The organism is Kitasatospora sp. NBC_01539 (assembly GCF_045040525.1).
GTDB lineage: Bacteria > Actinomycetota > Actinomycetes > Streptomycetales > Streptomycetaceae > Kitasatospora.
On the sequence record NZ_CP109390.1, the window covers coordinates 988,951 to 1,009,896 of the forward strand.

At 72.2% G+C, this 20,946-nt stretch carries 18 protein-coding genes; 13 read left to right on the plus strand and 5 right to left on the minus strand.

Annotated features, from left to right (window positions below):
* Window positions 1–32 precede the first annotated feature (32 nt).
* Window positions 33–443, plus strand: coding sequence for a hypothetical protein (locus tag OG335_RS04300; RefSeq protein WP_405009637.1), 411 nt, complete (start codon window positions 33–35; stop codon window positions 441–443).
* A 105-nt stretch (window positions 444–548) separates the two neighbouring features.
* On the opposite strand, the gene OG335_RS04305 is transcribed toward OG335_RS04300, so the two are convergent.
* A complete protein-coding gene (locus OG335_RS04305; RefSeq protein WP_405009638.1) occupies window positions 549–1,265 on the minus strand; it encodes a TetR/AcrR family transcriptional regulator in 717 nt (238 codons plus the stop codon).
* A gap of 209 nt (window positions 1,266–1,474) precedes the next feature.
* On the opposite strand from OG335_RS04305, the gene OG335_RS04310 reads away from it, so the two are divergent.
* From OG335_RS04310 to OG335_RS04360, 11 genes are all read left to right on the plus strand, one after another.
* Window positions 1,475–2,938 (plus strand): MFS transporter, encoded by a 1,464-nt coding sequence (locus OG335_RS04310; RefSeq protein WP_405009639.1) that lies wholly within the window; start codon window positions 1,475–1,477, stop codon window positions 2,936–2,938.
* A 239-nt stretch (window positions 2,939–3,177) separates the two neighbouring features.
* Entirely contained in the window at window positions 3,178–4,005 is an 828-nt protein-coding gene (locus OG335_RS04315) for a hypothetical protein (RefSeq protein ID WP_405009640.1), read from the plus strand.
* Between the two features lie 66 nt (window positions 4,006–4,071).
* Window positions 4,072–4,767 carry a VanZ family protein gene (locus tag OG335_RS04320; protein ID WP_405009641.1) on the plus strand — a complete coding sequence of 232 codons (696 nt, stop codon included), beginning with the start codon at window positions 4,072–4,074 and terminating at the stop codon, window positions 4,765–4,767.
* Window positions 4,768–4,838: 71 nt separating this feature from the next.
* Window positions 4,839–5,153: a hypothetical protein gene (locus tag OG335_RS04325; RefSeq protein ID WP_405009642.1), complete on the plus strand. Its 315-nt coding sequence runs from the start codon at window positions 4,839–4,841 to the stop codon at window positions 5,151–5,153.
* A gap of 146 nt (window positions 5,154–5,299) precedes the next feature.
* Window positions 5,300–5,536, plus strand: a complete 237-nt coding sequence (locus OG335_RS04330; protein WP_405009643.1) for a hypothetical protein — start codon at window positions 5,300–5,302, stop codon at window positions 5,534–5,536.
* Window positions 5,537–5,599: 63 nt separating this feature from the next.
* Window positions 5,600–6,604, plus strand: a complete 1,005-nt coding sequence (locus OG335_RS04335) for a YdcF family protein (protein ID WP_405009644.1) — start codon at window positions 5,600–5,602, stop codon at window positions 6,602–6,604.
* 228 nt (window positions 6,605–6,832) lie between these two features.
* Window positions 6,833–7,279, plus strand: a complete 447-nt coding sequence (locus OG335_RS04340) for a nitroreductase family deazaflavin-dependent oxidoreductase (RefSeq protein ID WP_405009645.1) — start codon at window positions 6,833–6,835, stop codon at window positions 7,277–7,279.
* A 251-nt stretch (window positions 7,280–7,530) separates the two neighbouring features.
* Entirely contained in the window at window positions 7,531–8,097 is a 567-nt protein-coding gene (locus tag OG335_RS04345; RefSeq protein WP_405009646.1) for a flavoprotein, read from the plus strand.
* Between the two features lie 63 nt (window positions 8,098–8,160).
* Window positions 8,161–8,466, plus strand: coding sequence for a GNAT family N-acetyltransferase (locus OG335_RS04350; RefSeq protein ID WP_405009647.1), 306 nt, complete (start codon window positions 8,161–8,163; stop codon window positions 8,464–8,466).
* Between the two features lie 21 nt (window positions 8,467–8,487).
* Window positions 8,488–9,033, plus strand: coding sequence for an OsmC family protein (locus tag OG335_RS04355; protein ID WP_405009648.1), 546 nt, complete (start codon window positions 8,488–8,490; stop codon window positions 9,031–9,033).
* On the plus strand, window positions 9,026–9,985 hold the full coding sequence (locus tag OG335_RS04360) for a pirin family protein (RefSeq protein WP_405009649.1): 960 nt from the start codon (window positions 9,026–9,028) through the stop codon (window positions 9,983–9,985). Before OG335_RS04355 ends, OG335_RS04360 begins: the two co-directional genes overlap by 8 nt.
* A gap of 336 nt (window positions 9,986–10,321) precedes the next feature.
* Here the strand turns inward: OG335_RS04360 and OG335_RS04365 are convergent, their stop codons facing one another.
* Window positions 10,322–10,999 carry a DUF4232 domain-containing protein gene (locus OG335_RS04365; protein ID WP_405009650.1) on the minus strand — a complete coding sequence of 226 codons (678 nt, stop codon included), beginning with the start codon at window positions 10,997–10,999 and terminating at the stop codon, window positions 10,322–10,324.
* 611 nt (window positions 11,000–11,610) lie between these two features.
* On the opposite strand from OG335_RS04365, the gene OG335_RS04370 reads away from it, so the two are divergent.
* Window positions 11,611–12,015, plus strand: coding sequence for an integrase core domain-containing protein (locus OG335_RS04370; protein ID WP_405009651.1), 405 nt, complete (start codon window positions 11,611–11,613; stop codon window positions 12,013–12,015).
* Between the two features lie 82 nt (window positions 12,016–12,097).
* Here OG335_RS04370 and OG335_RS04375 read toward each other — a convergent pair whose 3' ends face one another.
* The 3 genes from OG335_RS04375 to OG335_RS04385 all read right to left on the minus strand — a co-directional run bounded on the left by OG335_RS04375 (window position 12,098) and on the right by OG335_RS04385 (window position 20,930).
* Window positions 12,098–19,375 carry a toxin glutamine deamidase domain-containing protein gene (locus OG335_RS04375; protein WP_405009652.1) on the minus strand — a complete coding sequence of 2,426 codons (7,278 nt, stop codon included), beginning with the start codon at window positions 19,373–19,375 and terminating at the stop codon, window positions 12,098–12,100.
* 341 nt (window positions 19,376–19,716) lie between these two features.
* Window positions 19,717–20,712 carry an IS3 family transposase gene (locus OG335_RS04380; RefSeq protein WP_405015304.1) on the minus strand — a complete coding sequence of 332 codons (996 nt, stop codon included), beginning with the start codon at window positions 20,710–20,712 and terminating at the stop codon, window positions 19,717–19,719.
* Window positions 20,625–20,930: a transposase gene (locus tag OG335_RS04385; protein WP_405009653.1), complete on the minus strand. Its 306-nt coding sequence runs from the start codon at window positions 20,928–20,930 to the stop codon at window positions 20,625–20,627. Before OG335_RS04385 ends, OG335_RS04380 begins: the two co-directional genes overlap by 88 nt.
* Between the last annotated feature and the right edge of the window lie 16 nt (window positions 20,931–20,946).

Genomic DNA, 20,946 nt, shown 5'->3' on the forward strand with positions numbered 1-20,946 from the left:
GGATGGCGCCATGACGATGCTCAGAAAGGGCGATGCCGCGTAGGCCGCCCGGCGCCGTGCGCGCCGTGATGTCGAGGACGCCGGGCCCGTCGAGGCCGTTCAGCGAGGTGCGGGGCCTGCCCCGGCGGGCGCGCTCCGCGGTGCGGCGCCTGGAGGCCCGCCGTTTCGGGCCCGGGTTCCTCGCCGCGTCCCTCCGGGGGTACGAGGGCGCGCTGCGCCGGCCCGGCCGGTGGCTGTACGTCGAGTCGGCGGACTGTCCGTGCCACGACCCGATGGGCGACCGCGACGGCGTGGAGGCCTTCCTCCGATCGATGCCCCGGCTTGCCCGCCGTGATCTGCGGAGCGTGGTGGCCCGGCTCGACGAGGAGTTCGAACGCCGCACACTGCCCGATCCGTTCGCACCGCCCGGCGCCTGGTGGCAGCGCCGCCTGGGGTCCCCGTGACGGGCCGACCGCGCAGCCCGCCGCACAGACGCCAGGCGGGCAGACGGGCAACGGGCAACGGGCAACGGGCAACGGGCAACGGGCAACGGACAACGGACAGACGGCTCAGTGTTCGATGTACGACTCCAGGCCGCGCAGGAAGACCTCGACCTTGAAGCGGAAGCGGTCGTCGCCGTCGCCGGTCGTCATGGTCTCCGCCATCGCGCTGATGCGGGGGAACCTGTCCTTGGGCAGTCGGCGGAAGTACTGGCCGACCTCGTCGAAGTAGGCCTCCAGGTCGATGCCGCTGCCGGCCTTCATCCCGTAGACGAAGGCCTCGTAGGCGTCGACGTCGATCATCTGGCCGAGTCCGTCGAGCGCCCAGGCGGCGACCTGCCCGGGGATGCCGGCGCGGATCATCAGGTCGAGCATGAACTCGGCCGGGAGGAGCTTGTTGGGGCCCACGGGCATGCTGCCGAGCGAGACGACGGTGATGTCCCGGTGCCGGGTGTACACGTGCTGGGCGTCGAGGCAGAGCTGCAGGATCTGCTCCTTCCAGCGGTCCGGTTCGGGGTGGTCGGGCAGGGTGATCTCGCCGGAGATCTCCTCCAGCATGAGCTCCAGGAGCTCGTCCTTGTTGGAGACGTGGGCGTAGAGCGAGGCGGGGCCGGTGCCGAGCTCCTGGGCGACGCGCCGCATGGTGACGCCGGCCATGCCCTCGGCGTCGAGGATGCGGATGCCGACCTCGACGATGGCGTCCCGGGTGAGGGGCTGACGCGGGTCCGTGCGGCGCGGCTTGTGCCAGGGCACGGCGGGCATGTCCGCGTGGCCGTCCGAGGTCATGCGCGCCTCCTTCGTCGGGTACGGGCGGGTGCGGGCGGGCGTGGTCGCCCGGCGCGTGCCGGGTGAACCCGGGCTGTCACGGTGGGCGACGAACATCGTACCCGTGGCGAACAGTGTTCGGGGCGTCGACCTGCAGGCTTGACGGAACGAGGATCGCTCCGTAGAACAGTGTTCGTCAATCAAACACCGTTCCAGACTCGGAGCCCCTCATGACCGACCCGTCCGCGCCCTACCGATGGCGGTGGGCCGCGCTCTTCGTGATCCTCGCCGCCGAGGTCATGGACCTCCTCGACTCGCTGGTCACCAACGTCGCCGCGCCGGCCATCCGGGCCGACGTCGGCGGCGGCGAGAGCACCATCCAGTGGCTCGGCGCGGCCTACACCCTCGCCATGGCGATCGGCCTCATCACCGGCGGCCGCCTCGGTGACATCTTCGGCCGCCGCCGCATGTACCTCGTCGGCGCCGTCGGCTTCACCCTCGGCTCCATCGCCTGCGGCCTCGCCCAGGGCCCCGAGCAGCTGATCGCCGCGCGCGCCTTCCAGGGCCTGCTGGGCGCGATCATGCTGCCGCAGGGGCTCGGCATGCTGAAGGAGATCTTCTCGGAGAAGGAGCAGGGTACCGCCTTCGGCCTGTTCGGCCCGGTCATGGGGCTCTCCACGGTCGGCGGCCCGATCCTCGCCGGCTGGCTCGTCGACGCCGACCTCTGGGGCACCGGCTGGCGCATGATCTTCCTGATCAACATCCCGCTCGGCCTGTTCGCCGTCGCGGGCGGCCTGGCGTTCCTGCCCGAGTGGAAGAGCGCCCGTGCCGTCCGGCTCGACCTCGTCGGCGCCCTGCTCGCCGCCGCCGGCGCAGCGATGATCATCTTCCCGCTGGTGCAGGGCCGCGAGCACGGCTGGCCCGCCTGGGCGTTCGCCCTGATCGGCCTCGCCCTCGCCGTCTTCGCCGTCTTCGCCTGGTACGAGAAGCGCATCAGCAGCTCCGGCCGCGACCCGCTCGTCGAGCCGAGCCTGTTCCGCAAGCGCGGCTTCAGCGGCGGCATGGTGCTCGGCCTGTTCTTCTTCTCCGCGATGACCGGCTTCTGGCTGACCTTCAGCCTCTACACCCAGATCGGCCTGCACTACTCGCCGACCAAGGCGGGCCTGGCGGGCATCCCGTCCTCGATCGGCATGGTCGTCGCGTTCGTCGCCTCGCAGGGCCTGGTGAAGTTCGGCCGCAAGGTCATGCACGGCGGCCTGATCGGCATGGCCGCGGGCGTCGGCGGCCTCATCCTCACCCTCGGCCAGGCCGGGGAGAGCGTCACGCCGTGGCAGCTCGCCCCCGCCCTTGCGGTCACCGGCCTCGGCATGGGCTTCGTCATGGCGCCGTTCTTCGACACGGTGCTCGCCTCGGTCGAGCCGCACGAGACCGGCTCGGCCTCCGGCACCCTCACCTCCGTGCAGCAGCTCGGTGCCGCCCTCGGCACGGCGATCCTCGGCACGGTCTTCTTCGAGCAGGTCAAGAGCGCCAGCTTCGTCCACGCCGAGCAGTTCACGCTCGGCGTCGAGATCGCCATGCTCGCGGTGGTCTTCCTCGCCGTCTTCCTCCTGCCGAAGCACGCCCGGCCGCAGGACGACGAGGCCGCGGAGACCGGGACCGCCGCCGAGACCGGCACCGAGAAGGTCCCGGCCTGACACCGGCGCACCCCGCCGCTCCCTCCCCGCACCGCGCGGCTCCACCGCGTACCGCGGAGCACGACGGGGAGTACCGCGGGGAGCACCACCGGGCCCGGGCCCGCTGCACGGCCGCACCGGCCGCGCGGCGGGCCCGGGCCCGGTGGCGTCCCAGGGGCGGGCTGGGCCGGGCTCGGTGGCGGGCGCCGGGCAGGCGGGCGGATGCTGGAAGGAGCCTTGCCGAGCGGGAGGAGATCCTCGTGAACACCGCCACCGAGACCCGGACCGGCCGCAGCGCCGGAGGCTTACTGGACAGCCCGATCGTCGGGATGTCGCCGTGGATCCTCTTCTCGGTCGTCGTGGGTCCGGGCCGGTTCGAGATCGCCGTCGGCGCGGCCCTCGCGCTCGCGGCGGCCCTCGTCGTGATCGGCCGCATCCGCGCACCGGGCAGCTCGTGGAAGATCCTCGAAGTGTCCGACGTGGTCTTCTTCGCCGGCCTCACCGTGATCGGCGCGCTCGCCTCGGCGGGCACGCTCACCTGGCTGGAGACGTACGCCGGGGAGGTCTCCAACATCGCCCTGGTGGTGATCGCGTTCGGGTCGATGGCCGTCGGCACGCCCTTCACCCTGCAGTACGCCCGCGAGCAGACGCCCCGCAACTTCTGGCACACGCCCGAGTTCGTCCGCACCAACTACCTGCTGACCGGTGTGTGGGGCGCCGCCTTCCTCGTCGCGGCCCTCGCCGGCCTGTACGGCGACCTCGTGCTGCACAACCCGAACAACCTGTGGACCGGCTGGATCATCCAGATCGGCGCGATCATCGCCGCGGTGCGCTTCACCGGGTGGTACCCGGACGTCGTCCGCGCCAGGGCGGCCCGGGCCCGCGGCGACGACGTCCCGGTGCCGACCGTCCGCGCCTTCCTCCTGCCGCTCGCCGGCTACCTCGTGCCGGTGGGCATCGTGCTGCTCGCCGCCGACGACGGCCCGGCCTGGGTCGGCATCGCCCTCGTCGCGGGCGGTGTCGTCCTGACCCGCTCGCTGCGCCGCACCGAGCACGAGGAGGAGGCCCGGCAGCCGGGCCGCGTGTGAACGGCCCCGCGCCGGGTACACGGCCCGGGCGCCCGGAGGAGGCGCGGGCGCAGACGAGGAGGGGTCATGACGGCATTCCGCACGGCGAGACCGGTGGAGGCGGCGGTCGGCGAGGCGGGCGGCGGGGGCGGCCCGGCGCCGGAGGGAACCGCACCCGGCCGCAGGCCCGGCCGCACGTGGCGCTCCCGCCGCACCGCCACCGAGCCCGCCAAGCTCGATCCCACCGCCCCCGGGCCCGCCACGCCCGGGCCCACCGGGATGAGGCCCCCGCTGCTGCAGCGTCGCGGGCCGCTCGCCGCGGTGCTGCGCGCGGTGGTGCTCCTGGTCGCCGTCGCGCTGACCGTGCTGTTCGCGGTCGCGCTGGCCCGTGCCACGCTCTCGCCCTCCCCCGCCTCACGCGGCATCGCGCACACCAACCTTCATCCCGGCGCCTCGCTCAGGGCCTACCTCGACCGGCCGGCCGTCCGCGAGGCCGCCCGCCAGGTGGGCGGCAACATCCTGCTCGGCGCCCCCTTCGGAGTGCTGCTGCCGCTGCTCTCCCGGCGCGCCGGAGGTCTGCTGCGGGTCACCGGCCTCACCGTACTGACCATGGCCACCGTGGAGGTCGCGCAGGCCGCCCTGGTGCCAGGGCGCGCGTTCGACGTCGACGACGTCATCCTCAACACCGGCGGAGCCCTGCTCCTCTACCTCCTCGTGGGCCGCCACCTGTCGAAGGCGCTGTACCGCTCCCGCTCCCGTCCCCGCGGCCCGGCCGAGGTCTGACCGCACCACCCCGCCACGTGCCGCAGGCCGCCCGGAGGTTTCCCGGCGCCGCCTGCGGCGAGAAGGAAGACATGGGCAGCTACGTGATCACCATCCCCGGCACACTCCACCGGCCGCTCGACGACGGTGCCCGGAGAAGCCTCGTCGCCGGACTCCGCGGCGTGGACCCCGAGCAGGTCGGGGCCGAGGTGCCCGACCTCGACGTGCTGACCGTCGGCGAGCCCGAGGGCACCTTCGTCCTGCGCCTGGAGGTGGAGGCGGCGGACCGCACCGCCGCCGGCGACGAGGCCCTGCGGCTCGCCCGGGACGCGTTCGCCGCGGTCGGCTTCACCGGTGACGACGTGGCCACCGGACGGCCCGCGATCACCGGCATCGACGTCGGGTAGGCGGCGGATTCGCGGATCCGGGACCTTCGTCCCGCCGCGCCGGGCCTTCCGCCCCGGCGCGGCGGGACGGCATGTCCGGGACGATGGACCGGTGGGGTGATCCCCCGCCGACCCCACCGCACCCGGACGAAGGGCCACCTCCCGCCGTGACCGACGCGATGAACGCCCACCGCCTCGTGGACGCCTTCTTCACGCACTGCGGGAACCGCGACAGGCCGGCCGGCCCGCAGGGCCACGCCCACGCGGTCTGGCGCCTGTACTGCGACCTTGAACCCGCCACCGTCGACCGGCTGCGGGCCTGGGCGACGGGCCCCGAGTCCGGCCCGCTGGGGCCCGCCGAACGCACCGTCCTGCTGAACTGGCTGGACGCCCGGGAGGGCTGAACCGGCCCGGCACGGCAGGACGGCGCGTTCGGGCCGCCGGTCCGCCGCCCTACGATCGGGCCCATGGTCGCCTACCTGCTCGCCGCACTGATGCTCGTGCTGTTCGTCGTCGGGGTACGCCGTGACCGCCGGAGGTTCAGCAACGCCGTGCTGCTCGGCCTGGCCGCCGTCCTCGCGGCCGTGGGCCTCGCCGGCGAGCTCGACCGGCTGCCCGACCAGGTGGTCGACGCCGCCACGACCGCCCTGCCCGCCGCCGCCCTGCTCGGTGCCGTCGCCACCGGGGTGCTCCTGCTGGCCAACGGCGTGCACATGATCCGCCAGGAGGGCGGCCGACCCGCGAACCTGCTCTCCCTGCTCGCCGGGCTGGCCGTGTTCGCCCTGATCGGCGTGCTGTGGGCCGCCGTACGCGTCGACTCGCCCGTCCTGCACGCCGTCGCCGCGAGCGCCCTGCTGCTGGCCGGCTACCTGTCGTTCCTGCTGCTCTGCTTCCTCGGCTACGCCTTCCTCTACCGCCGCCTCGGCACCCGCCGCGACGTCGACTTCGTCGTCGTGCTGGGCGCGGGCCTGCTGAACGGCGACCGGGTGCCGCCGCTGCTCGCCGCCCGGCTCGACACGGCGCTCGGCGTGTACGAGGAGCAGGCCGCCCGGGGCCGGGCACCGGTGGTGGTCGTCTCCGGCGGCAAGGGCGACGACGAGCAGGTGTCGGAGGCCGAGGCGATGGCCCGCCACCTCGCGGCCCGCGGCCTGCCGCCCGGGGCCGTCCGTCTGGAGGACCGCTCGGAGAACACCGCGCAGAACATGGAGTACAGCGCCGCCCTGATGGCCGCCGAACTGCCCGACTACCGCTGCGTGGTCGTCACCAACACCTTCCACGTGCTGCGCGCCGCCCTCGCGACCCGCCGGGCGGGCGTCACCGGCCAGGTGATCGGCGCACCGACCGCGGGCTACTACTGGCCGAGCGCCGTGCTGCGGGAGTTCGCGGCGGTGCTCGTGTCGTACCCGGCGACCAACGCCACCATGGGCGTTCTGCTGGTGGCCCTGGGAGTGGAGGCCGGACGGCCGAGCTGACCCCCGGGCAGGGGCCGGCCGCTGCCGCGCAGCAGCACGGCGCGGCCGGCCGCTGACACCCGTCGGCCTCCCGCACGCCCCGGCCCCGCCCCGGGCGTACCGCCCGCGGGCCCGCCACGCCGGGACACCCCGGCAACTCCGGCCGCCCGAGGCCGCGGTGGTATGCATGGTCGGGGCGGGCGACCGCCCGCCCCGACACCAGCCAGGCACGAACGGAAGTGGGGCGACATGCCGCTCAAGGGCGAGTACGAGCCGAGCCCGACCAAGTGGGTCCGCGACCAGGTGGAGCAGTACGAGAGCTCCGGAGGCACCGAGGGCACGACCATGCGGGACATGCCCGTCATCGTCCTCACCACCCTGGGCGCCAGGAGCGGGAAGGTCCGCAAGACCCCGCTCATGCGCGTCGAGCACGACGGCGCCTACGCCGTCGTCGCCTCCCAGGGCGGCGCGCCCACCCACCCGGTCTGGTACCACAACCTGGTCGCCGACCCGCGGGTCGAGCTCCAGGACGGCCCGGTCCGGCAGGACATGACGGCCCGCGAGGTCACCGGCGAGGAGCGGGACGTGTGGTGGGAGCGCGCGGTCGCGGCGTACCCGGACTACGCCGAGTACCAGGAGAAGACCGACCGCGTCATCCCCGTCTTCGTGCTGCGGCCCGCGCCCGCACCGCACTGAGCCGCACCGCACCGCACCGGGACGCACCGGCACGCATCAGTACGCACGCCGCCGGGCGACCCGCCCCTGACCTCCCGCCTCACGTGAACCCCCGGCGACTCCGCGCGAGTTGCCGGGGGTCTTCCGTCGCCGCCGACCGCCGTCGCCCGGGCCGCACGTCGCCCGCCGCCGCCGTCCGCAGCCGTTGCGGGCCTCCGCGGCCGGCCTCCGCCGCTTGCCTCCGCCCGGGTGGTGCGGCTTGGCTGGTCGGCATGCCGAAACGTGTGCTGTACCTGCTGGGCTCCGCCGCCGCGCCCGTCCTCGACGCCGCCGGGGCCGTCCGCCTGGGGCAGGCCTCCGGATGGGACGTGGTGCTGGGCCTGACCCCGACGGCGGCGGACTGGCTCGCCGACGACCTGGCCGGCCTGGAGGAGCTGACCGGGCATCCCGTGAAGTCGAGGTACCGGCGCCCCGGGGATCCGGACGTGCTGCCGCCCGCGGACGCGGTCCTGTTCGCCCCGGCGACGCTGAACAGCGTCAACAGCCTCGCGCTCGGCATCACGACGTCCTGGGTGGTCGGGTACGCGGCCGAGGCCGTCGGCAAGGGAATCCCGGTGTCGGTCATGCCGTGCACCAACACGGCGCTCACCGCGCACCCGCAGTTCGGCCGGTCCGTCGACACCCTCCGCGGCGCCGGAGTCCGCGTGCTCCTCGGGCCCGGCCTGTACGTGCCCGCCGCCCCTGGCGAGGGCGACCCGGCGACCTACCCGTGGGCGGCGGCGCTCGGCTCGCTCGGACCGCCGCAGCGGCCTCGCGGCGAGGACTTGATCCACAAGTAATTGAACACTAAACTATATGCGCGGCCACCGGCCGCCCCGACGACGAAGAGGAGAGGCACCACGATGGGCATCCACGTGACGGACAACCAGGACGGCTCGCGTTTCGAGATCTTCGAGAACGACGACCTCGCGGGCTTCGCCGAGTACAACCGGCACGAGAACGAGATCGCCTTCATCCACACCGAGATCGACCCCCGCTTCGGCGGCCTCGGCCTCGGCGGACACCTCGCCCGCGCCGCCCTCGACACCGCCCGGGAGCAGGACCTCACCGTGCTGCCCTACTGCCCCTTCATCCGCGGCTGGATCGTCAAGCACCCCGAGTACGCCGACCTCGTCCCCGCCGACCAGCACGAGCGCTTCGGCCTCTGACCCGCCCCGGAGGCGAAACCGATGGACACCACCACCACGACCACAGAGGCGCCGCGCTTCGTCCGCTCCGCCGCGGCCGTCGCCACCAGCGCCGGCGACGACTACCACGTCGACATCCGCAGCGGCCACCACCTCCTCGCCGCCGACGAACCCGAGCAGTCCGGCGGCGGCGACACCGCCACCACCCCGGTCGGCCTGCTGCTCTCCGCCGTCGGCTCCTGCACCGCCATCACGCTGCGCATGTACGCCGGACGCAAGGGCTGGCCGCTGGAGACCGTCCGCGTCCACCTCGGCTACGAGAAGGGGCCGGACGCCACGGCCCGCATCACCCGCCGCATCGACCTCCTCGGCGACCTCGACGACACCCAGCGCGCCCGTCTCCTGGACATCGCCGACCGGACCCCCGTCACCCGCGCCGTCAGCGGCGGCACCCCGATCGTCGCGGCCGGCCCGCGGCCCGCCGCACCCGCGAACGCGAACGCGGACACGGACGCGGACGCGGACACGGACGCGGACGCGGACACGGACGCGGACGCGGACGCGAAGGAGCACGACGGCCATGAGTGACCTCGACCTGCACCCCACCGCCGCCCGCTGCGGCGGCCAGGCCACCGAAGGGCCCGTCCGCGACCTCCTGCCACCGCGCGAGACCGCCCTCGGCGGCTCGACCGTCGTCCGGCGGCTGCTGCCGTCCCTCGGCCGGCGCATGGTCGGCGCCTGGTGCTTCGTCGACCACTACGGGCCCGACGACATCGCCGACGAACCCGGCATGCAGGTGCCCCCGCACCCCCACATGGGCCTGCAGACCGTCAGCTGGCTCCACCAGGGCGAGGTCCTCCACCGCGACAGCCTCGGCAGCCTGCAGACCGTCCGGCCCTACGAACTCGGCCTCATGACCTCCGGCCGGGCCATCTCCCACTCCGAGGAGTCCCCCCGGCCGCACGCCCCGCTCCTGCACGGCGCCCAGCTCTGGGTCGCCCTGCCCGACAGCCACCGGCACGGCGCCCCCGCCTTCGAACACCACCCGGACCTGCCCCGCGTCACCGCCCCCGGCCTCGACGCCCGCGTCATCCTCGGCACCCTCGACGGCGCCACCTCCCCCGGCACCGCCCACACCCCGATCGTCGGCGCCGACCTCACCCTGCACGAGGGCAGCCGCCACCAGGTGCCCCTCGACGAGCACTTCGAGTACGCCGTGCTCACCATGAGCGGCCTCACCGAGGTCGACGGCGTCCGCCTCGAACCCGGCTCGATGCTCTACCTCGGCACCGGCCGCCGCCACCTCCCGCTCCACGCCCACTCCGACGCGTCCCTGCTGCTCCTCGGCGGCGAGCCCTTCCGCGAACAGCTCGTCATGTGGTGGAACTTCATCGGCCGCACCCACGACGAGATCGCCGAGGCCCGCCGCGACTGGATGCAGGGCGACCGCTTCGGCGACGTCCACGGCTACGACGGCCACCGCCTCGCCGCCCCCGAGCTCCCGCCGCTCCCCCTGAAACCGCGCGGACGGGTGCGCTGACCTGCAAGTACGTCCCCATCGAGATACGCGTGAAGGGTCGCAGGAACGACCGGCCAGGAAGCACCGCACAATGGCCGCGCCGACCGCCCTGCGACCCCGCGGGCCCGACTGAAACGCGTGTCCGCGAGGCGCGTCCGGTCTCATGTGTGACCCGGGTTTCACAGGGTCCGGCTGCATCAGTGCCGACCTTTTGGCGACCTTCCTGACGGCACGTCAGTCGATCGGTCTACACCTGTGCGGCGTGCACGGATGCACATCACCCCACGTTGCAGCGGTCGACCCCAGTAACAGCCAGTCACCATCGCAGCGCCGGACCTACCGCAACAGGGCCTGCTGCTACTTGTTGTGCGTGGGGTAGACCTTGACGTCGGTGTAGAAGCCCTTGATGTTGCCCGCGCCGGCGGGCCACTTCACGTTCACGTGGCTGGTCTGGTTCGGGGGCGTCACCTGGATCCCGGTCGGGCGGGTGAGGCTGTTGCCGCTGTTGTCGATCTCGTACGAGAGATTGAAGATTGCGGCTTCGCCAGGCTTCAGGTCGGTGATGCGGGGTTCGGCCTTGCCCCGCTCGATGGGGTTCGTGGTGGTGTCCTGGTCGGTGATGCCGATACCGGCGAAGCCTGTTGCCGAGCAGGTGGTGGTGCCCCGGTTGGTCATGGTGATGTCGATGGTGCCGGTGCTCGCGTCGGGCGAGGCGTTCTTGGCTTCGACGGTCAGGTTCCGGGTCTTGCAGGGCTCGACGTTCTGACCGCCCTGGGGTGCACTGTCCCCGCTGCTGCCGGACGCCGTGCTGCCGGAACTCGGCTTCGCGGTCTGAGATTTCCCCTTGTCCGCAGTGCCGCCGCTCGGGGACGGGCCGGCCTTCGCGGGGTCCGAGGGCTGGGAGGAGGCGGGCGGGACGCTTCCCTTGCCGGCGGTGTCCTTGCCCGATTCGTCACCGGCGCAGGCAGTGAGCGAGAGGGCGGCAGCGACGCCGAGGGCCGCGAACGCGCTGGTGCGGCGGGTGTGGTTCTTCATGACGCTTCCCCGTAACTGGTGTGGTGCGTATGGTGCTTGCGGTCGAAACATTCGTTCCTGTGGTCGAAACAATTTTTATCACGATGGATGTGACAACTGACTGCGGATGAGGTCCGGATCCTGTCACGAGACTGTTGTGACCCATTGCCCTGACCTTGAGATCTATCCGGTGCGGCGTGGTTTGGTGCCGACCTCGTGGTGAGCCGGTCGGCGGTAGCGCTCGCCGGTGACCAAGAGCAGGCCCACGTCATAACGGTTCACCGGACGGCGGTTCTTCGAGCCCGGTGGACGACCGAGACCGAGCCGAGAGGGTTTCGGCACTTCGGCCGGCGTTGAGGTTCGAGCGCACAGGTCAGCCCGCACCCGGCTGCGCTCCGCGGCCGGACGAGATGCGACCACCCTGCGACCACTCCCTTGAGACACGCACAAGAAGGCCGCCCCCATCTTCGGATGAGAATGGCCTCCGACCTGCGAAACCACTGGTCTGAACGACAGGATTTGAACCTGCGACCCCTTGACCCCCCAGCACCCTGCCACGGCTACTGCCTGTGATCGAGACCTGTCGGCCCTTCAGCCCCACCCGGTACCGGGCGGTGCAACAGGCCCGGAACATGGCCACCGACCTCGGCAGGCGCACGGGGTCCCTGCGCTTCCTGCTGCGTGACCGCGACGACAAGTACGGACAGACCTTCGACGCCGCCTTCGAGGCCGAGGAGATGGAGATCCTCAAGCGCGCACCGCGAGTTCCCCGGATGAACGCCCACTGCGAACGGGTGATCGGCAGCATCCGGCGCGAGGCCTTGGACCATGTCCTCATCATGAACGAGGCCCACGCCCGGCAAGTCCCGGCCGCCTACCAGCGGCACTACAACGAGCACCGTCCCCATCGCGCCCGCAACCGGCTACCACCCGACGCCCACGAGCAGACCACCGCCGTGGACGACCTCGAGGGCCGCAGACTCCGGCGCACCCGCGTTCTCGGCGGTGTCATCAACGAGTACCGGTACGCAACTTGACCAACGGCGATGACTTTCCGAGCCCCACAGGTCGGACCGCCGGGGGCCGCCGCGCCCGCTGGCGCGGCGGCCCCCGGACGGCTCAGGTGTCTCCCTCCGATGCTCCGGTGCGGTCCGCGACGAACCGGGTGAGCCCGGCGGAGCGGGCGTCGGCCCGGGCCTGGGCCTGCGGGTCGCGCTGCTGCCCCTCCTCCGGCCTGAGCTGACGGATCATCAGTTCGTGGCTGCGGTCCGACCGGGTGGTGACCCGGTAGTCCCAGTCCTGGCCCGCGCCGGGCTTGCCGGTCAGCCGGACGGTGGCCTCGCTCGGCCGGGTGCCCGGCTTGAGGTAGGTCTCCTCCTCGATCTTCCGGATCTGCTCAGCCGCCGGGCCGCCGTCCAGGTCGAACACCCGGTGCAGCGGCAGTTCGGGGCCTTCGCCGGCCACGGTGAGGTGCAGTTGCCCGGGGGTGGGCGCCCCGTTCTGGAGCAGCGGGCGGGCGGCGTCCGCGACGGTCGCCATGGCGGCTGTGACCAGTTCGCTGGCCGGGCCTGTGTCGGTCCACGTGCCGCGGTGGATCTCGTACGGCTCGTGGTCGGGCCAGCGGTCCTGCGCTCCGGCGACCAGGTCGTCCAGCGTGATCGGCCCCGCGGTGCTCTTCCGCGCGACGTAGTCGATCACCTTGCGCACCTCCTCCGCCTTCAGCGGGGCCCCCTCGGCCGGCTGGAGCAGGTCCCCGAGCAGGGCGGAGGTGCCGGCCGTGGTGCCGCCGGCCAGCTCGACCAGCCGGTGGGCCGCCCTGATGCGGGCGGCGCCGGTGTCGGTCCTGGAGGTGAACTCCTCGTTGGCGAACGCCTGCCCGAGCCGCACAGTGCCCATCAGCTGCTCGTACTGGGCGGGGGTGAGGGCCGGAGTGGGGGCGGGGGCCGGAGTGGGGGCGGGGGCCGGGGTGGGGGCGGACGAGGTGCGGCCGGTCGTCTGCTCGCCGTCGTCCGGCGTCATGGCCCGCTCGACCTCGGAGAGCCGCCACCCGCCTTCGGTGAGGCGCGACTCTCCTCCCCTCTGCTCCGGGGTGAACGCCACGTAGTGGTCCCCCGGCACGCCCTTCGCCGTGGTCTCCGCTGCGGGGATGTCGACGGTGAAAGGGACGATTCCCTTCTCCGTGACCCGTTCCTTGTTCCCGTTGAAGAACGTCACGTCGACCTCGGCGTAGCCGGTGTAACGCGCCAGGTCTTCGGGGTACTTGGCGTTGGAGATCACCTGGCCCGAGTCGCCGTGCGCGCCGCCGTCACGCCAGAACCGGGTCGCCCCGCCGATGAGCGACGGGCTGTTGGAGGTCGGGGCACCGGTGACCTTGGCTCCGACCTGGCCCTGGGCGCCCGCGTTGTTCGCCGTGAGGTCGTACCGCGTGTTGCCGGAGGAGAGCGTGTTGGCCGGGGCCACATCGGCCTTGCCGTTCGACCCGTTCTCGAGGGAGACGACCTTCACAGCGACCTCCACCCCCTTCCCGCCACTGAACGTGACCTTGTTGGACGGGACCGTCGCCGCCACCTCCGCGCCCTGACTCGCGCTGCCGAACAGCGCCGAGAGGTGGCTGTGCGAGGTGATCTTTCCGACCTGGGGCTCCATCTTCTCCCAGGTCGACGCGCCGAAGTACTGCGGTCCGCGCAGCCGCACCAGGTCCTGGACGCCGCCGACGTCGCCGAGCCAGCGCAGGATGTCGGTGTCGCGCAGGCCGGTCTCCCAGATCCGGTTCGGCGGGACCTGGACGGTCTCCGACGCGGGCGGCTGGAGCGAGACGGTCTGCGGCTGCTTGTCGCCGGCGGTCGCGTCCGTCGCAGGCCGCTGCTGCTGATCGACGGTCGGCGCGTCGGTGTCGGGCCGCCCACTGGTGGTGGCGGCGGTGGCGGCGTCGGGCTTCGGCGTGACCGGCACGGTCTCGCCGGACTCGACGATGGTCTCGAAGCCGATCGCCGCGGTGCGCCGCTGGTAGACCTGGGTGCCGCCCCACGGCTTCCGGGTGATCGTGAACTGGAGCTCGGCCTCGCCCCTGTAGGCGCTGCCGTCCGTCTTGGTCTTGGTGGCGGTACCGGCCGTGGTGCTCCGGGTCTGGATGTCCACCTGGTTGTGGCCCCGTCCTCCGGTGCCGATCACGCCGCCCGTCACCGAGACGGCGGGCGCCTGCGGAAGCGGGACGGAGGCCACCGCCCCGAACACGCCCTGGTGGGTGGTGCCGGTGCCGTCGGTGGTGGCGAAGTTCCGCTGCACGTCGGTACCGGCGTTGAACTCGGTGGTGCCCGAGTCGCCCAGGTACGTCATCTCGTTGCGGAGGACGGCGCGGACCCGGACGGTGGTCCGCCCGTGCCGCACCACGATCTCGTCGCCGGCCGTCATGCCCTTGAGCCTGGACTGGAGTTTGTCAGGGGTGAGTTCCTTGTCCAGCTCGCGGCGGATGCCCTTCCAGTCGCTGCCGAACGGGTTGCTCTCCAACCGGGGTTGCCCCTTCGGCGTCCTGCCCGGCAGGCGCAGGTCGCCGGGCTTCCAGCCGGACTCCACCTGGGACAGGATCGACTCGCCGAGGGTCCGGCGAGGGGACTTCGTCCCGGTGGAACCGTTCGCCGCGCTGTTCGCAGCGCCGTTCGCCGGTGCCGGGGTCGACGTCGGGTCGGGCAGCGCGTGGACGTCGGTGACGATCGCCGACGAGTCCAGGCGCTTGTGATCCACGAAGCTCTTCGGCTGCTTCGTCGTGGGCCGCTCGACCTGTCCGCCCACCGGCTCGGCGTCACGCTCCGGAACGGCCACCCGCGCCACCGTGTCCACCTGGCGGGTGACAGTCCCGTGGGACATGCCCAGCTGGGTGAACTTGACCTCGACGTCGTAGGCCGTGTTGACGTCGAAGAACACGGCCTTCTCGACGTGCTTGCCGCGGTTCGAGGCCGAGCCGATCGTCTCCGTCGTCTGGCCGTAGGTGCGCTCCACCCGGTACGCGTAGCCGGCCGGGATGTCGACGAACGGCGCCTTGATCTTGGCCTGAGCGCCGCCGGCCATCCGGTTGCGGCCGTCGTGCAGGTTGCCCTGGCCGCTCGACGCCCGGGTGCCGGACTCGAACTCGTACTTGTCCACGTTGGAGTGGTGGGTGGAGTCCCCCAGCCGGGCCCGGACGGTGATCTCGGCCGACCAGGTCTTGCCGGAGACCGTCTCGGTGATCTTCCCGCCGCGGGTGAGCTGGGAGAGCTTGGTCTTGAGCGCGACCCGGTCGAAGCTCGCGTTGATCCGCTGCTTCACCTCCTCCGACGGCGCGCCGTGCTTCGAGCGCACCGCGTCCTCCACCGCCGAACGCACCTTGTCGGCACCGCTCAGGCTGTGCACCACGTAGGACGCGTTCAGCTCGTGCTGCTCGCGCATCCGGGGCGGCGCATGGTGGGTCGCGTCCGGCTTCGGCGGAGTGCCGGTGGTCGCGTCCGGCTTCGGCGGAGTGCCGTTCGCCGGGTCCGCCGCGGGCCGCTTGAAGTCGATCACGCCGTCCTCGGTACGGGGCGCCTGGACCTTGACGGTCTCCCGGGCGTCCATACCCACCTCGGCGCGGACCGGCACCGACGCGTCAGGCCGACCGCTCGCCTCCCCGGGCCTGCCGACGTGGATGTCCATGACCAACTGGGTGCCGTAAATGACCTGCGGCGCACTGTACTTGCCGCTGGCGTACACCCGGTCGGCCTGCCGGCCCTGCCCACCGGCGCGCCGGCGCTGCTCGGCGGCCGCGGTGGCAATCAGGTCGAAGCCCGGCGCGCCCTTGACAGGTGTGCCGCCCGCATAGCCCTGCTCGATGGTCGTACGCGCGCCCAGCCGACGGTCCATGGTGAACGAGCTGGTCTCGTTCACCGCATTGAGTTCGGCGTTCTTGTCCTCCCGGCGGTAGGTCATCGTCTCGACCCTGGCGACGGCGGTGACGACGAGATCCTCCCGGCCGGGGATCTTGATCTCCAGCGGCTCGCCACGGGTCATGCCGGTCAGCCGGGCGGCCAGGTTCGGCTGGCTGAACCCGCGCAGGACCTGGTCGCGGACGGTGTCCCAGTCCTTGCCGAACTTCGCCCGTCCGGCGGTGTCAACCGCCTGACGCAGCGCCTTCGTGCTCTCCAGGTCGCGGACGACGACAGTCTCGCCCAGCCCGCCCGTGTCGTCGCCGCTGTGCCAGACGCTGGCAGGCGGGCTGACGACCTCGTGCAGCTGCGGCTCGGTGGACCCCTCCGCCTTCGGGGCGGGCCCCTCGAGCTCGGGTCCGGCCCCGTCCTTCGGCTCGGCCGCGACGGGCTCGGCCTTCGCCGGATCCGGTGCCGTGTCCGCGCGGTCGACCAGCAGCCGGACATCCGCCGCGCCCGCGTCGCTCGCCACGGGCTTGCCGTTGAACGACAGGTCGAAGTGGACAGTGCCGTCGTAGACGACGCCCGGCACCTTCGACTTGCTGGTCAGCTGGGAGGTGCGGGCCTCGCCGACGATCGAGATGTGGTCGCGCCCCAGCCGCCCGGCAACGCCCGGGGGCGTGATCAGACCGGCATCCGGCTTGACCACGGACGAGAACCCGAGCTGGCCCGCGTGGCCGCTGTTCGAGGACGTGCTGCGCACCTGCTGCATGCTGGTGCCGATGTTGAACTCGGACTCCTTGGTGGAACCGACCTGCTTCAACTCTCCGACCCGCGCGGTGATTTCGACCGTACCGAGCGGATTGCCACGGCGGTCGGTCAGCGTGACGGAGACCGGCTCACCCGCCGTCATGCTCTTCAGGTCGCGCTGGAGACGGGCGAAGTCGACCTCGGCGAGGACCTTGTCGCGCACAGCGGGCCACTCGTCGCCGAACTCCGCCCTGGCCGCCGCCTCCGCCTTGTCGAGCAGCGCCTTCACCGGCGGACGGTCGAGCGAAGCGCCGCGCGGCGTGAGGTCGAGCACGATCTCCTGACCGCCGACACGACCGTCCTGCAGCCGCTGCGGAGGGACCCGCTGCTCGCCGTCCGCCGTGACAGCCGGGCGCTGCGGGACCGCGACCCTCAGGCCGAGGTCCACCGTCTCGGTATGCCCGCCGGACTCGTTGCGCACCGGAGTGCCATAGTGGCTCAGGCCGTCGAAGTCGAGCTTCAGCTGCATCGTCGACTCGAACAGGTCGGCTTCCTCGTTCGTCTTCGACCGTGCCACCGTGCCGCCGAGGTCCATGCTGACCTCGGCCTGACCACGGTCGTGGTAGTAGGCGACGAGTTCCTGCGGCTCTCCGACGCCGCGCGCCTGCCTGGCCTGGGCTCCGATGGTGAACTGCCACGCCGAGTCCCGGTTGGTACCGGTCGCCACGGTCCGGTCGGCACCGTCCTCGAACTCGATCTTCCTCTGGCCCACGTGCTTCGACTCGGTGATCTCGCCGCGCAGTTTGACGCTGCCACTCCAGCCGTTGCCCTCCAACGGGGCCGTCCACACCTCGCCCCGCGAGAGCGCGCTGAGCATCGGACGCAGCGTCGCCGGACCGAAATTCGCGTCCGCGAACGCCCGGGCCGCCGCCCGGTCACCCGGCACGGCCCGCGCCAGCATGTCGATGACCTTCTCCCGTACGGCCACCTCGTTCGAGGTCAACCCGACCACCAGGTCGGTGCCCGCGATCGGCTTCGGCTCTACGACGGTCTCCTGCTTCGACGGCTTCGGCTCGTTCTTCTCGGGGGTCATGAGCGACGGCGGCTGCTCACCCTCCGGGGTCGGAGTCGGCTCGGGCTGCTGCTGCTCGAACTCGGGCGTCTCCTTCGACGGCGGCTGCTCGCCTTCCGGCTTCGGCTGCTGCCCGGTCTCCGGAGCCTTCACCTCCGGCTTGGGGGTGGGCGACGTGTGACCGGTCGCCGGGGTGACCGGCTGCGGCTCGCTGCCGTCGTAGTGGTTCCCGCGGTGGTACACCGTCACCGGCGTCCCGTCGGCAGGCCCGAAGACGGCTCGGGTGAGGCCGTCGTGGTCGACCACCCGCAGGCGCAGGTCCAGCGCGTGGGCGGCTGCCGCCGGAAGCATCTCGCCCTCGTCCGACCCCCATCGGGCGGCCCAGTCCCGGGCCGTCCCGAGCAGGGCCTGCTGCTCACGCGGCGACGGAGCCGGCGAGTTGACGGCGAGGTGATCGGAAATGATCGCCCGCAGTTGGTCGTCGGGCATCCCCGCGAACGCGGGCCGGTTCTCGGGAGGAAGGAACTCCAGCAGCTCGCTCTCGCCCAGGTTCGACCGGCTGAGCAGGTGGTTGCGGTAGTTCGACACGACCTCGGTCGGCCAGTCCTCCGGACGCAGGGTGCCGAAGTGCTCCGCGACCGCCCTCTGCAGACCCTCGGGGTGCCGAGCGGCCAGGCCGGGCGTGCTGGCTTCGAGCGAGTGGATCAGGCAGAGACCATCCCCTTCCACGGGGACCCGCCGGCCGAGCGGCGGGAACTCCGGCGTCGTGACCAGGTGCGACTCCGGCACCGTCACCGGGTGCAACTCCGGTTGGGCCGTCACCGGGTGCGACTCCGACGTCGTGGTCGGATGCGAGGCGGCGGCACCGGCGGAGTCGCTGCGCTTCAACGAGCTGGTGCCGCCGTCGGACGGGCGAGGGTCCGTGGCGCGCGTGCCGAGCCCCGACGGGTCCGAGGCGGACCGCGGGCGGGTCGATCCCCCACCGTGGGTGCCGACGGGCGGGACGACGGAGGAGCTGTCGCCCGGCCGGGGCGTCACCGGGACGGTCGCGGTGGGCTCCGGCTCGTCCGACCGGCTGTCGCGGGAGGACGTCTGATCGGTCGGCTTGGGGGTGTTCGGCAGCGACGAGTCGTCCTTCGGGTCCTTGCTCTGGTCCCCGTTCAGCGTCTCGGTCCGGCTGGAGGTGGTGGCCGTGAACTCCGGCTCGTGCCGGCCGGGAACGATGTTTCCGTGCGGATCGCTGACGGACGCCCACACCGTCCAGTCGGCGTGGAAGTTCTCCGGCATGCCGCCGGCCGCCGACGTCACCTTGCGGTCCGCCAGGTCGGCCCAGCGCAGCTGCCCGTCGCGGTCGTGGACCAGCGCGACGGCGTGGCCCTCGCCGTTCGGACCGGCGCCGAGCACAGTGGCGAAGCTGCCCTTCCCACCTGCCCGCACCTGATCCATCAACTTCCCGATCGCGTCAGGTCCTTGACCGAACCGAGCGGACCCGTCCGGACCGTTCACCGGCGGGTTGCCGAGGTTCGGTTCCGCACCGCCCTGCACCGGCTGCCCGGCCACCCGGGGTCGCCCGTAGTGGGTGTCCCGGTAGGCCGCGACGCTCTCCAGGCGGGCGTCCAGGTCCTGGCCCGGCCGGATACCGTCGCCGGACTGCGCCGACACCTCGTGTGGATTGACCTTCTGCAGAAGAGAGTTGCTCATCGGCGGGTGCAACTTTGCTTCCCCACCGAGATAGGTGACCAGCTTTTCGGTCAACTCATGCTGTGGGAAAACCTCCTGGCGGACGCCGTCGTGCGACGCCGCGGGGACGCTCTCCCGCTCGACGACAGGCACGACGGGACCGCCATCCCCTACCGACGGACTCTCCGGCCGAGAAGGCGGCAACGGAACCTGTGCCGCAGCAACCTCGCCCTCGACCATCTGCGGAACGCCACCGGAGTCGACCGGCGGCAACGACGGATCGACATGCGGCTGCGACCCCGGCGAAAACTGCTCGTGAACGGGCGTCTTGAAGTTCCCCCCTGATGCTGGACAGCGGGTTTCTACGCTGCGGGGGTGAAGTCGTGCCGCAGTCTGGCCCGGGTTTCGAGCGGGGTGAGGTATCCGAGCTCGGGGTGCCTGCGGAGCCTGGTGCGGTTGTACTCGACTTCGATGAAGCGGAAGACGTCGGCACGGGCCTCGGCCCGGGTGGCCCACACGCTGGTGCCGATCTCGGCCTTGAGCAGGGCGAACCAACTCTCCGCCGCGGCGTTATCGTAACAGGAGCCGACTCTTCCCATCGACTGTCTCATCCGCAACTCCCTTATCGCCTGCCGGAATTGACCGCTGGTGTATTCGCTGCCGCGATCGGTGTGCATGATGCAGCCGACCTCCAGCTGCCCGCGCCCGGCCGCCATCCGCAGCGCCGTCACCGGCAGCTCGGCGCGGTGGTGGTCCGCCATCGCCCAACCGATCACCTCGCGGGTCGCCAGGTCGATGCAGGTCGCCAGATACAACTTCCCTTCCAGAGTGACGAGTTCGGTCATGTCGCCGACCAGCCGCACACCCGGCCGAGGAGCGGTGAAGTCCCGGCCGATCAGGTCCGCGGCGAACACCGCCCGCTTCGCCTGCCGGGTCAGCCCCCGCCGCCTGCGACGCGTGACCCCCACGATGTCGTTCTCCCGCATCAGCCGCTCCACCCTCTTGCGGTTCACGACCCGCCCGGCCCGCACCAACGCAGCGTGGACCCGCGGTGCCCCGTAAGCGCCGCGCGAGCCGGCATGCAGCACCCGGATCTCGCTGACCAGCAGGTCCTCCGCCCGGCGGCGGACGCGCCGGACCGGTTCAGCGGCCCGGCGCGCATAGTAGGCGGAGCGGGAGATGCCCAGCGTGCGACAGAGGAAGGCCACGCTGTACCCGTCCGGATTCGTCCCGTCGGCCTTCTCCGCGTCGATGAACGCGTAGCGCGCTGCTACTTCGTCCGGCGATTCGCGAAGAAGGCGGTCGCTTTTCCCAGGACCTCCACGGTCTGCTCCAGCTCGCGGACCTGGCGGCGCAATCGCACCAGCTCATCACGCTCAGCCGTGGTCAGCGCACCGGCCGGCCCCTGGCCCCGGTCGATCCTCGCCTGCTTGACCCAGCCCCGCAGCCCCTCCGCACTGACCCCGAGATCCCGGGCGACCTCCGTGACGGTCTTCTCCGAGGACAGCGCCAGCTCCACGGCATCGCGCTTGAACTCGGACGTGTACCGCTTGCTCCTGTTGCTCTGCTTACTCACTACGCTGGACTGCTTC